This window comes from Escherichia sp. E4742, from assembly GCF_005843885.1.
In the GTDB taxonomy this organism is placed as follows: Bacteria; Pseudomonadota; Gammaproteobacteria; order Enterobacterales; family Enterobacteriaceae; genus Escherichia.
Map to the genome: position 1 here is coordinate 4,555,909 of NZ_CP040443.1, position 12,486 is coordinate 4,568,394.

A 12,486-nucleotide genomic window follows, 5' to 3' on the forward strand; every position below is an offset into this window, starting at 1 on the left:
GATGCGCGGGGAATGCTCCCCGCGCAGGCCCTTACCTGGACTGACAGGCCATGAGAGCCGCCACCTCCTTATCACCGTCCCGGAATCGCAGTTCGTAGAGCGTTTGTCGGGTCAGGAGGGTGAATGCCAGAATCGTGATACAGATAATGAGCAGACACACCACCAGGGGGTTGCGCTTCATAGCCTTTCTCCTTGCCGGATGGCAGGTAAGAGGCTAACATCTGAATTGCTAGGTTCATTCGTTGGCCTCGGTTGATAGAAATATCGGTCGGGGCCTTCGTCTTTCTGATTCCCGGTAAGCCTGAAACCAGAAAGTCTCAGGCGCCCGCAAACATCCTATGTAATTACCCTTACCAGCGAAATAATCACTTCACGAAATTGCGTGGCATTTTCCAGAATTTTTCGTAATACGCCTTACAAGGTATAACTACTCGTAAGTCTCTTCATTCCGATGGTAATAATCTCTCATCACAAAAATTGTTGTAAAAATGTGATATGAACAGGTTTTTGCCAGTAAGCAATTACCATCGATTGCCGATGACTCTCTATCGGGAGTAAACCAGGAAGAGAGACAACGGTCATGAATACAACATCCTCACACCGCTTAGGCTTTTTACATCACATCAGGCTGGTTCCATTATTTGCCTGCATTCTTGGCGGCATCCTGTTTCTGTTTGCCTTGAGTTCATCCCTGGCGGGGTATTTTCTCTGGCAGGCAGACCGCGATCAGCGCGATGTCAGCGGCGAGATCCAGATACGCACGGGTTTAGCAAACAGCTCTGATTTATTGCGTTCAGCCCGGATCAATATGATTCAGGCCGGGGCAGCAAGTCGTATCGCTGAAATGGAAGAGATGAAGCGAAATATTGCGCAAGCGGAATTGCAAATAAAGCAATCGCAACAAGGCTTTAACGTTTACCGTACTCGTCTGGTGAAAACGCCCGCTGACGATGCGCTGGACGGAGAATTAAATCAGCGTTTCCAGGCTTATATTTCCGGTCTGCAACCCATGTTGAAATATGCCAAAAATGGCATGTTTGAAGCCATTATCAATCATGAAAGTGAGCAGATCAGAACGCTTGATAATGCCTATAACCAGCAGTTAAGCAAAGCCATTGAAATACGTAGCGCCAGAGCTAACCAGCTAGCGGAACAGGCGCATCAGCGTACTCGTCTGGGAGGGATGTTTATGATTGGCGCATTTATACTTGCGCTGGTTATGACGCTGATAACCTTTATGGTGTTACGCCGGATTGTCATTCGTCCTCTGCAACATGCCGCCCAACGGATTGAAAAAATAGCCAGTGGCGATCTGACTTTGGTGGACGAATCCACTGGCCGTAGTGAAATTGGCCGCTTAAGTCTCCATCTACAGCAAATGCAGCATTCGCTGGCGCTGACGGTGGGAACGGTGCGCCAGGGGGCAGAAGAGATCTATCGTGGCACCAGTGAGATTTCTGCCGGTAATACTGACCTTTCCTCACGCACCGAAGAACAAGCGGCAGCGATTGAACAAACCGCCGCCAGCATGGAGCAACTCACCGCAACAGTGAAGCAAAATTCTGATAACGCACATCATGCCAGCAAACTGGCGCAAGAGGCCTCAAGTAAAGCCGGTGATGGCGGACAAACAGTTTCCGGTGTAGTGCGGACAATGGGTAATATCTCCAGTAGCTCGAAGAAAATTTCTGAAATCACGGCTGTTATCAACAGTATTGCCTTCCAGACCAATATCCTGGCGCTCAATGCCGCCGTTGAGGCCGCACGAGCCGGTGAACAAGGACGCGGATTTGCCGTTGTCGCCAGCGAAGTGCGTACACTTGCAAGCCGCAGCGCCCAGGCGGCGAAAGAGATTGAAGGCTTGATCAGTGAGTCCGTCAGGTTAATTGGCCAGGGGGCCGATGAAGTGGCAACGGCAGGGAAAACCATGAGCGCTATTGTTGATGCCGTAGCGAGTGTCACACATATCATGCAAGAAATAGCCGCCGCTTCAGATGAACAAAGCAGAGGTATCACACAAGTTAGCCAGGCGATTTCTGAAATGGATAAAGTGACGCAACAGAACGCTTCTCTGGTGGAAGAGGCTTCAGCTGCGGCGGTATCTCTTGAAGAGCAGGCGGCGCGGTTAACTGAAGCCGTGGATGTGTTCCGTCTGAAGAAACAACCAGTTCAGGCGGCTCAACAAGGAACAGGGAGTTCAGTGAGTTTGGCAACGGTGTGATAAAAAAGGGATCGTAAGATCCCTTACTTTTCAGAACGGCATTGATTTTCGAATGGCGTTAATCATCAACTGACAACCGGAAGAGAGTGTTGCATCTACGCGGGTCAGTATTCCAATAGGTTCGCCTGCTCCATGCCCCGGAACAGGCAGGGCCACCAGCGTGGCATGACGCAGGTCGTCTTTCACAGCGCCAGAAGGAACAAACCACACATAGTCGTATTCAACCGTAAGCTGACGTGAAAGTGATGCAGACAACGTTTCAATACAGCCTGAAGGAATTTTACATCCCTGGCTTTTTACTAATGCCTCTGAATGCTGCCGTGGCGCGGTACCTTCTGGTGATACGACAACAGGCCATTCCAGTACCCGACTTAACGTTACGTTCTCCTGAAGCAGGGGGTGATTAGGCCTAACAACTAACTTAAGTGATTCGAGAAACAGCAGCTCGTAATTAAGTCCGGTCATCAGTTCAGGATCTGACATCCGACCAACACCAATATCGATTTCCCCTGTTTTTAATCCCGCCAGGATCATCGTGTTACTCATGGTGGCAACTTGCAGTGTGGTTTCTTTTTGTTGCTGATGAAACTGACCTATAACCGAAGGTAATATCCCTAGTGCCGCGGTAGGTAGCGCGCCCACTCTGACGATATCATTGTTAAGGCCTTCTTTACGATTAAGTGATTGTCCAGCGGTGTTGATGGCGTCAAGAACTCTGACTGCGTGAGTTAAAAATTGCTCGCCAGGTAAGGTGAGCTGCGCGCCTTGACGTCCTCGGTCGAACAGGCGAGCCCCCGTCAATTGCTCCAGCTCATTCAATGTCTTAGAGAGTGCCGGTTGACTCAGATTAAGGGTTTCAGCCGCGCGCCCCAGAGTTCCTTGTTGTGCGACAGCTACGAATGTATGAAGGTGGCGCAAACGGATGCGCTGACTAAACAGACTATTTTTTTCCATAAGCGATGTTAAAAACGAAGCGGTGCCGCTGACAAGTGATGTTGTTTGATTATGATAACTTGATTGCAAAATATTATTAACATTTAAAGTAATTATGTTACATCAAGATCGATAATATTGATGATTTCGCGGCGAGATCACAGTTTGTAAATTCTTCCCACCAGAGTGAATGCGGTTACCTACACTCGAGATAATTGACCACTGGGGGTAGGCATTATGGCGAACAGCATCACAGCGGATGAGATTCGGGAACAGTTTTCGCAGGCAATGTCAGCCATGTATCAACAAGAAGTTCCACAGTACGGTACATTGCTGGAACTGGTCGCTGACGTGAATCTGGCTGTGCTGGAAAATAATCCCCAACTGCATGAAAAAATGGTGAATGCGGATGAACTGGCGAGGCTTAACGTTGAACGTCATGGGGCGATACGTGTAGGAACCGCGCAGGAACTTGCCACATTAAGGCGGATATTCGCCATTATGGGAATGTATCCGGTGAGTTATTACGATCTCTCGCAGGCTGGCGTGCCGGTACATTCTACGGCATTTCGGCCCATCGATGATGCCTCGCTTGCGCGTAATCCTTTCCGCGTTTTTACCTCATTGCTCCGCCTTGAGCTTATCGAAAACAAAACATTGCGCCAAAAGGCGGCGGAGATTTTACGCCAGCGCGATATCTTTACCCCACGTTGTCGGCAACTGTTAGATGAATATGATCGGGAGGGCGGTTTTAGCGAAGCGCAAGCGCGGGAGTTTGTGCGGGAAGCCCTGGAGACATTCCGTTGGCATCAGTCAGCAACGGTAGATGAAGAAACCTATCACGCGTTGCATAACGAGCATCGGCTGATCGCTGATGTAGTCTGTTTTCCGGGCTGTCATATCAATCACCTGACGCCACGCACGCTGGACATTGATCGGGTGCAGTCGATGATGCCCGAATGCGGTATCGAACCAAAAATTCTCATCGAAGGGCCGCCGCGCCGCGAGGTGCCTATTTTATTGCGACAGACTAGCTTTAAGGCACTGGAAGAAACGGTTCTGTTTGTGGGGCAACAGCAGGGGAGGCATACCGCGCGATTTGGTGAGATAGAGCAGCGCGGAGTGGCGTTAACGCCGAAAGGGCGGCGACTGTATGATGAACTTCTGCGTAATGCCGGAACTGGACAGGATAATCTCACTCATCAACTGCATTTGCAGGAAACCTTTCGCGCTTTCCCGGACAGCGAATTTTTGATGCGTCAGCAAGGGCTGGCATGGTTCCGTTATCGACTGACACCATCGGGTGAAGCGCATCGTCAGGTGATACATCCTGGGGACGATCCGCAACCTTTGATCGAACGTGGCTGGGTTGTCGCACAACCTATTACCTATGAGGATTTTTTGCCGGTGAGTGCGGCGGGGATCTTCCAGTCCAATCTCGGTAACGAAACGCAGACGCGCAGTCATGGTAATGCCAGTCGTGAGGCATTCGAACAGGCGCTGGGATGCCAGGTTTTTGATGAATTTCAGTTATACAAGGAAGCGGAAGAACGCAGTAAACGCCGCTGTGGATTGCTTTAAAATCGGACCATCCTGCTTTGCAAAAATTTGCCTGATTTTACAAACGAATCAGGCTCATCCCATCGACAGAAAAAAATTGCCGATTTATGCATATTCTCTGAGTTCAACAATTGGATTATTAATAAATATTGTCTAGAGTGAGCGGTCATTAATAAGCATTTTCTTGCCGCTGAATACGACCAGCGCGGGACCATTCACTACACCAGAAGGACTCACTTTCAGGTATGGATCGTAGACGATTTATTAAAGGTTCAATGGCTATGGCCGCCGTGTGCGGTACCAGCGGCATTGCTTCTCTTTTTTCTCAGGCTGCGTTCGCAGCAGAATTTGACATTGCCGACGGGCAAACCCAGCGTTTTGACTTCTCTGTTTTACAGTCAATGGCGCATGATTTAGCGCAAAAACCGTGGCGAGGCGCACCGCGTCCGTTGCCCGATACGCTGGCGACGATGACCCCGCAGGCTTATAACAGCATTCAGTATGACGCCGAAAAATCACTCTGGCATAACGTTGAGAACCGCCAGCTGGATGCTCAGTTCTTCCATATGGGGATGGGGTTTCGCCGCCGCGTTCGCATGTTCTCTGTTGATCCAGCAACACATCTGGCGCGCGAAATACACTTCCGTCCAGAATTGTTCAAATACAATGATGCGGGCGTAGATACCAAACAACTGGAAGGGCAAAGCGATCTCGGTTTTGCTGGCTTCCGCGTATTTAAAGCCCCGGAACTGGCGCGCCGCGACGTGGTTTCTTTCCTCGGTGCCAGCTATTTCCGTGCCGTTGATGACACTTATCAATACGGTTTATCGGCGCGTGGTCTGGCGATCGACACTTACACCGACAGCAAAGAAGAGTTTCCCGACTTTACCGCCTTCTGGTTCGATACAGTAAAACCAGGTGCTACCACTTTTACCGTTTATGCGTTGCTCGATAGTGCCAGCATTACTGGTGCTTACAAGTTCACCATCCACTGTGAGAAGAACCAGGTGATTATGGATGTCGAGAATCACCTGTATGCGCGTAAAGACATTAAACAACTGGGCATCGCGCCGATGACCAGTATGTTTAGTTGCGGCACTAACGAACGTCGTATGTGCGATACTATTCATCCGCAAATCCATGATTCCGACCGTCTTTCCATGTGGCGGGGCAATGGTGAGTGGATCTGCCGTCCGCTAAATAATCCGCAGAAATTGCAGTTCAATGCCTACACCGACAATAACCCGAAAGGCTTTGGTTTATTGCAACTGGATCGTGATTTCTCCCATTATCAAGACATCATGGGCTGGTACAACAAACGACCAAGTTTGTGGGTAGAGCCTCGTAATAAATGGGGCAAAGGCACCATTGGCCTGATGGAGATCCCAACAACGGGTGAAACGCTGGATAACATTGTCTGCTTCTGGCAGCCAGAAAAAGCAGTAAAAGCAGGGGACGAGTTTGCATTCCAGTATCGTCTGTACTGGAGCGCACATCCCCCTGTTCAATGTCCATTGGCACGTGTTATGGCGACGCGTACCGGCATGGGAGGTTTTCCGGAAGGTTGGGCGCCGGGTGAGCATTATCCAGAAAAATGGGCGCGTCGTTTTGCCGTCGATTTTGTTGGTGGTGACCTGAAAGCGGCTGCGCCTAAGGGGATTGAACCTGTTATCACGCTCTCCAGCGGTGAAGCGAAGCAAATCGAAATTCTCTACATTGAACCGATTGATGGTTACCGTATTCAATTTGACTGGTATCCGACTTCGGACTCTACCGATCCGGTTGATATGCGGATGTATCTCCGTTGTCAGGGCGATGCCATCAGTGAAACATGGCTGTATCAGTATTTCCCACCAGCTCCGGATAAGCGCAAATACGTTGACGATCGCGTGATGAATTGATCGTCATTTTTTCGGCACCTTCTGACGGAAGGTGCCGTCTGGTGAAACACGATCCCGCTCGCATTTTTCCCCAAACTATCTGAGTAATCTGATGATGTGTATTTCATGTACACTTTGTCAGCCACTAACAGGGAGTGCGTATGTTTCCAGAATACCGAGATTTAATATCCCGCCTGAAAAACGAAAATCCTCGCTTTATGTCCTTGTTCGATAAGCACAACAAACTTGATCATGAGATTGCCAGAATGGAAGGATCTGATGGTCGTGGATACAATGCGGAAGTGGTCCGCATGAAAAAACAGAAGCTCCAGTTGAAAGATGAGATGCTCAAAATCCTGCAACAGGAGAGCGTCAAAGAGATGTAAAATTCCTTAAGCCGCCTGGCGGGCGGCTTTTTAAATTGCCGTGCAGATTGACCGGAGGTGACATGACCGAGACGATAAAAGTTAGTGACTCAATTGAATTACGTTCCGTTGCAGAAAATCACATCACGCCGCTTCATCACTTAATCTGTAAAAATAAAAGCTGGTTACAGAATTCGCTAAACTGGCCACAGTCTGTTAATACCGAAGATGACACGCGAAAAACGGTGCAGGGTAATATGATGTTGCATCAGCGTGGATATGCCAAAATGTTCATGATCTTTAGTGAAGATGAACTTGTTGGCGTCCTGTCTTTTAACCGTATTGAACCGCAGAACAAAGCCGCAGAAATCGGTTACTGGCTGGATGAATCCCATCAGGGGCAGGGGATTATTTCGCAAGCTTTGCAGGCATTTATTCACCATTACGCAAAGCGTGGAGAAATTAGACGCTTCGTCATCAAATGCCGGGTAGCTAACTTACAAAGCAATCAGGTGGCGCTGCGTAATGGCTTCACGCTTGAAGGATGTCTGAAACAGGCTGAATTTCTCAACGACACTTATGATGATGTAAATATATACGCGCGTATTATCGATTCACAATAACCCTACCAGCGGCGTTCGCGTAATGCGTTCTTCACCGTTAATGACTTTTGGACCACGGACATGAACCGTGTCGCCATCAAAGGCTGCAACGACGGCGTGGTCGGTTAACTCCACATGGTTTTCAATCATCACCGCACCTGTAATGCGGCTGTTCCCCTGTATGGTGACGTGATTGTCGAGTAAAACCGGACCTCCACGTACGAATGCATGACCACCCACCAGAACATGATGTTTTAACACACAATTGCCTTCCACCGAGGCATGTTCCGCTACCTGCGAACTGTAATGAAGCGTGGGAATGGCATCTTCTTCTGTTCCGGCGATCACACGTGCGTGTCCGTAGACTTTCGCGCAGTCACACAGCCAGACGTTGTTCTCTTCATTACCTTCAATACGTGCAAAATCAAAAACTTCGGCGCGATGCTCAATGAACGCAAATTTCACAATGGCATCACCATATATTTGCGCCTGATGAACAATGCGCGAGGCGCTGACTCTTGCGCGATCATAAATTTGCAACTGAAGATGGTGGTCGGGCGTTAAACCTTGCGCAGCGACAACCATTGAGTTCTGATCAATGCAGACATGACCAGAAATCCTACAATTTCCGCATATTAATGAATCATGAATTGTGACGTTGTCACTTATTAGGGCGCCCTGACTGATTTTGCTATTATCGATCCAGACGTTATCCTTCGCGCACACATCGCCCCATAGCTCACTGCTTCCGGTGATGCGTGTATTACCGGATATCACCGTTCCGGCAAACGCGATGGCATTCTGGTCATAGATCCAACAATTTCCGTCCTGGGCCAATACGGTTTCATTATCAATCCAGCCGCCAGGCGTTCCGGCTATTACGTCATTAAAATCAGCGATGGCAATAATCTGCCGCAATAAAACACTCTTTTTATCGCTATCTTCCTGATAACTAAAAGCTCGTTGTTCTTCACTAAGACGATATTTGCGCATAGCGTTTTCCCGCAGGTGACCTACTATAACCGTAGCAAATTCTGTGACTCTGGCTATGTTTAGCAAATTTCCATAAAATGCATTTCAAATATACTTTATAAATTCAACAAAATGAGTAAGAAGATGCAGAGCGATAAAGTGCTCAATTTACCGGCAGGTTACTTTGGCATTGTGTTGGGGACGATAGGGATGGGATTTGCCTGGCGCTATGCCAGCCAGGTTTGGCAGGTCAGTCACTGGTTGGGCGATGGGCTGGTGATTCTGGCGATGATCATTTGGGGATTACTGACTAGCGCATTTATTACCCGACTCATACGCTTTCCGCATAGCGTGCTGGCGGAAGTGCGTCATCCAGTGATGAGCAGTTTTGTGAGTTTGTTTCCGGCAACAACGATGCTGGTGGCAATTGGTTTTGTCCCCTGGTTTCGTCCGCTGGCGGTGGGCCTGTTCAGTATTGGTGTGGTGATACAACTGGCTTATGCTGCCTGGCAAACAGCCGGTTTATGGCGCGGTTCCCATCCTGAGGAAGCTACGACACCCGGACTTTATTTACCTACTGTTGCCAACAACTTCATCAGTGCAATGGCCTGTGGAGCATTGGGCTACACCGATGCCGGTCTGGTATTTTTAGGGGCTGGTGTTTTCTCCTGGTTAAGTCTTGAGCCGGTGATCCTTCAGCGTCTGCGCAGCTCGGGAGAATTGCCCACGGCACTGCGTACATCGTTGGGTATTCAGCTTGCACCGGCGCTGGTGGCATGTAGTGCCTGGTTGAGCGTCAACGGTGGCGAGGGCGATACGCTGGCGAAAATGCTTTTCGGTTACGGTCTGCTGCAACTTCTTTTTATGTTACGCCTGATGCCGTGGTATCTCTCCCAGCCGTTTAATGCCTCATTCTGGAGTTTCTCGTTCGGCGTATCTGCACTGGCAACCACCGGTTTGCATTTAGGAAGCGGTAACGACAATGGCTTTTTCCATACCCTGGCTGTGCCGCTATTTATTTTTACCAATTTTATTATCGCATTACTGCTCATCCGTACTTTCGCGCTTCTGATGCAGGGAAAATTGTTAATCAGAACCGAGCGCGCCGTTTTAATGAAAGCTGAGGACAAAGAATGATCATTCGTGATGAAAACTACTTCACTGATAAATATGAATTAACCCGCACACACTCTGAAGTTCTGGATGCGGTGAAAGTGGTTAAGCCGGGTAAAACGCTGGATCTGGGCTGTGGTAATGGCCGTAACAGCCTTTACCTGGCAGCCAATGGTTATGATGTCGACGCATGGGATAAAAATGCCATGAGCATTGCCAACGTCGAACGCATCAAATCCATTGAAAAACTGGAAAATTTGCGCACCCAGGTTGTTGATCTAAATAGCCTGACGTTTGATGGACAATACGATTTTATTCTTTCTACCGTGGTGCTGATGTTCCTGGAGGCGAAAACCATTCCTGGGCTGATTGCCAATATGCAGCGTTGCACCAAACCCGGTGGTTATAACTTGATTGTGGCAGCAATGGACACAGCTGATTTTCCATGTACCGTCGGATTCCCCTTTGCCTTTAAAGAAGGGGAGTTACGTCAATATTACGAAGGCTGGGAGATGCTGAAATACAATGAAGACGTGGGTGAACTTCACCGCACCGACGCTAACGGCAATCGTATTAAACTACGTTTCGCCACGATGCTGGCACGTAAAAAATAAGCTAAAGGGCAAGGTGCATGAAAATGCCCACGTTGAGATGTGTAACTGCTGTTTTTTTTCGGTAAGCATATTTTTTATCGATGTGATGTGAAATAAATCACAGTGGTTGAAGTTTTTTATCGGCTTAACTGCCTGAAATTTAACAACTGACGATTGACTCTGCCCCCTTTTCGTCATTGACTATATTGTCAGAAAAGGGGCTGGAAAATTAATTTTCACCAACACTTTTTTTGCCACAACACGAAGCGGTACTTTTTGCTATAACTTAAAAAGTAATATAATCATCTCAGGAAACTATTCATGCGTACCACATCAATTGCGAAAGTTGCGGCTTTATGCGGCTTGTTGGCTCTGTCAGGTTGTGCCTCTAAAATCACCCAGCCAGATAAATATTCTGGTTTTTTAAATAATTACTCCAACCTTCAAGAAACAACTTCAGCAACGGGCAAACCGGTATTACGCTGGGTTGATCCAAATTTTGATCAAAGTAAATATGACAGCATCGTCTGGAACCCAATCACCTATTATCCGGTGCCTAAACCTTCTACCCAGGTAGGGCAAAAAGTTCTGGATAGAATTTTGAGCTATACCAATACTGAAATGAAAGAAGCCATCTCACAGCGTAAACCCCTGGTTACTACCGCTGGGCCTCGTAGTCTGATTTTCCGTGGTGCTATTACTGGTGTAGATACCAGCAAAGAAGGGTTACAGTTCTATGAAGTTGTTCCTGTCGCATTAGTGGTAGCGGGGACGCAAATGGCGACGGGTCACCGTACCATGGATACCCGCCTGTACTTTGAAGGTGAGCTGATTGATGCGGCTACCAACAAACCGGTTATCAAAGTGGTTCGTCAGGGCGAAGGTAAGGACCTGAACAACGAAAGCACACCAATGGCTTTCGAAAATATTAAGCAAGTTATTGATGACATGGCGACCGACGCGACCATGTTTGACGTTAACAAAAAGTAATGACAGTCGCGCCATCGCAAGGTGGCGCATCTTATTAACGGTTTCTGTCAGCAATTAAATTCAACACCACGTAACAGACGCCACCGGCAATTAATCCCCAAAACGCCGAGCCAATACCTACCAGCGTCAGCCCACTTGCCGTTACCAGAAAAGCTACCACAGCAGCATCGCGCTCACGCTCATTATGCAAAGCCTGATACAAACTGCCTCCGATGGTACTTAACAGCGCCAGACCAGCCAGCATCTGGATCCAACTTACAGGCAGGGCAGCCATCATCCCGGTAATGGCACTGCCAAACAGACCCGCCAGTAAATAAAAGGCGCCAGCCGCAGCGGCAGCCAGCCAACGCTGATCTTTGTCCGGGTGCGCCTCCGGGCTCTGGCAAATAGCCGCAGTGATAGCCGCAATACCTACGGAATAGACGCCGAAAGGAGAAAACAGAAGCGCCAGTAATCCAGTAAATACAATCAATGGCGAAACAGGAGCCGAATACCCAGCTGCTTTCATTGCAGCGATACCCGGTGCGTTTTGCGATGCCATCGTCACCAGAAAAAGGGGGAGTGCAACGCTCAAACTGTGAGCAAACGAAAATTCAGGGACGAGATAAGCGGGGAGAACTGGTTTGAAAACGATATCTTTTATGACAACGTCACCTTGTGCGATAACGACCACGATCCCAACAATCATCGCCGTAATTACCGCATAACGCGGCGCAAAAGCCTTTGTCGCCAGCCACGCCAGCAACATACTACCGCATAACATAAACTGACCATCCAGGCTGGCAAACGCCTGTAAACCAAAGCGTAACAAAATTCCGGCCAGCATTGCCGCTGCCAGCGAGTGAGGAATAATACGCATCAGACGGGCGAATAATCCTGTCACACCACAGAGAACAATTAGCGCATTCGTGACAATAAAAACGCCGATGGCCTGGTTTAGCGTTAGTCCCTGTAACCCGGTGACCAGCAACGCAGCACCGGGTGTTGACCATGCAGTAAGAACAGGCACGCGATACCATAATGTCAGGGCAAGAGTACTGACGCCCATCGCCAGTCCCAGCGCCGTCATCCATCCGGAAATTTGCTCTGTGGTGGCTCCAGCGACGATCGCCGCTTGCCAGATTATTGCCGCAGAGCTGGCATAGCCAATCAGGACCGCAAGAAACCCTGCAAGCAGTGTGGGAGGAGGAATGGAAAACAGACGCATAGTTACCTCGTGCGTTATAGCGTACAGGCACCGTAGCATTTGTCCGTTAT

12 protein-coding genes are annotated in these 12,486 nt (G+C 48.8%); 8 read left to right on the forward strand and 4 right to left on the reverse strand.

The window, feature by feature from the left end; genetic code table 11:
* Positions 1-31: 31 nt before the first annotated feature.
* Positions 32-181 carry a type I toxin-antitoxin system Hok family toxin gene (locus FEM44_RS22200; protein ID WP_064527420.1) on the reverse strand — a complete coding sequence of 50 codons (150 nt, stop codon included), beginning with the start codon at positions 179-181 and terminating at the stop codon, positions 32-34.
* 399 nt (positions 182-580) lie between these two features.
* On the opposite strand from FEM44_RS22200, the gene FEM44_RS22205 reads away from it, so the two are divergent.
* The gene (locus FEM44_RS22205; RefSeq protein WP_135522772.1) at positions 581-2,221 is read left to right on the forward strand and encodes a methyl-accepting chemotaxis protein; all 1,641 of its coding nucleotides are present in this window, start codon (positions 581-583) and stop codon (positions 2,219-2,221) included.
* Between the two features lie 30 nt (positions 2,222-2,251).
* Here the strand turns inward: FEM44_RS22205 and FEM44_RS22210 are convergent, their stop codons facing one another.
* Positions 2,252-3,175, reverse strand: a complete 924-nt coding sequence (locus tag FEM44_RS22210) for a LysR substrate-binding domain-containing protein (protein WP_135522771.1) — start codon at positions 3,173-3,175, stop codon at positions 2,252-2,254.
* A gap of 216 nt (positions 3,176-3,391) precedes the next feature.
* Here FEM44_RS22210 and hglS point away from each other — a divergent pair, with 216 nt between their 5' ends.
* From hglS to rimL, 4 genes are all read left to right on the forward strand, one after another.
* A complete protein-coding gene (gene hglS, locus FEM44_RS22215; protein WP_135522770.1) occupies positions 3,392-4,735 on the forward strand; it encodes a 2-oxoadipate dioxygenase/decarboxylase HglS in 1,344 nt (447 codons plus the stop codon).
* A 224-nt stretch (positions 4,736-4,959) separates the two neighbouring features.
* On the forward strand, positions 4,960-6,615 hold the full coding sequence (gene opgD / locus FEM44_RS22220) for a glucan biosynthesis protein OpgD (RefSeq protein ID WP_135522769.1): 1,656 nt from the start codon (positions 4,960-4,962) through the stop codon (positions 6,613-6,615).
* 140 nt (positions 6,616-6,755) lie between these two features.
* Positions 6,756-6,980 carry a YdcH family protein gene (locus FEM44_RS22225; protein WP_130259051.1) on the forward strand — a complete coding sequence of 75 codons (225 nt, stop codon included), beginning with the start codon at positions 6,756-6,758 and terminating at the stop codon, positions 6,978-6,980.
* Between the two features lie 62 nt (positions 6,981-7,042).
* On the forward strand, positions 7,043-7,582 hold the full coding sequence (rimL, locus tag FEM44_RS22230) for a 50S ribosomal protein L7/L12-serine acetyltransferase (protein WP_135522768.1): 540 nt from the start codon (positions 7,043-7,045) through the stop codon (positions 7,580-7,582).
* Here the strand turns inward: rimL and ydcK are convergent.
* Entirely contained in the window at positions 7,574-8,554 is a 981-nt protein-coding gene (gene ydcK, locus FEM44_RS22235; RefSeq protein ID WP_135522767.1) for a YdcK family protein, read from the reverse strand. The two genes, rimL and ydcK, sit on opposite strands and share 9 nt — an antisense overlap.
* 123 nt (positions 8,555-8,677) lie before the next feature.
* On the opposite strand from ydcK, the gene tehA reads away from it, so the two are divergent.
* From tehA to FEM44_RS22250, 3 genes are all read left to right on the forward strand, one after another.
* On the forward strand, positions 8,678-9,670 hold the full coding sequence (tehA, locus tag FEM44_RS22240) for a dicarboxylate transporter/tellurite-resistance protein TehA (RefSeq protein WP_130210219.1): 993 nt from the start codon (positions 8,678-8,680) through the stop codon (positions 9,668-9,670).
* Entirely contained in the window at positions 9,667-10,260 is a 594-nt protein-coding gene (tehB, locus tag FEM44_RS22245) for a tellurite resistance methyltransferase TehB (protein WP_135522766.1), read from the forward strand. The genes tehA and tehB overlap by 4 nt, the downstream gene beginning before the upstream one ends.
* 300 nt (positions 10,261-10,560) lie before the next feature.
* Positions 10,561-11,229, forward strand: coding sequence for a DUF3313 domain-containing protein (locus FEM44_RS22250; RefSeq protein WP_064527441.1), 669 nt, complete (start codon positions 10,561-10,563; stop codon positions 11,227-11,229).
* Positions 11,230-11,263: 34 nt separating this feature from the next.
* Here the strand turns inward: FEM44_RS22250 and ydcO are convergent, their stop codons facing one another.
* Complete coding sequence (gene ydcO / locus FEM44_RS22255; RefSeq protein WP_135522765.1) at positions 11,264-12,475, reverse strand: BenE family transporter YdcO; 1,212 nt, start codon at positions 12,473-12,475, stop codon at positions 11,264-11,266.
* Between the last annotated feature and the right edge of the window lie 11 nt (positions 12,476-12,486).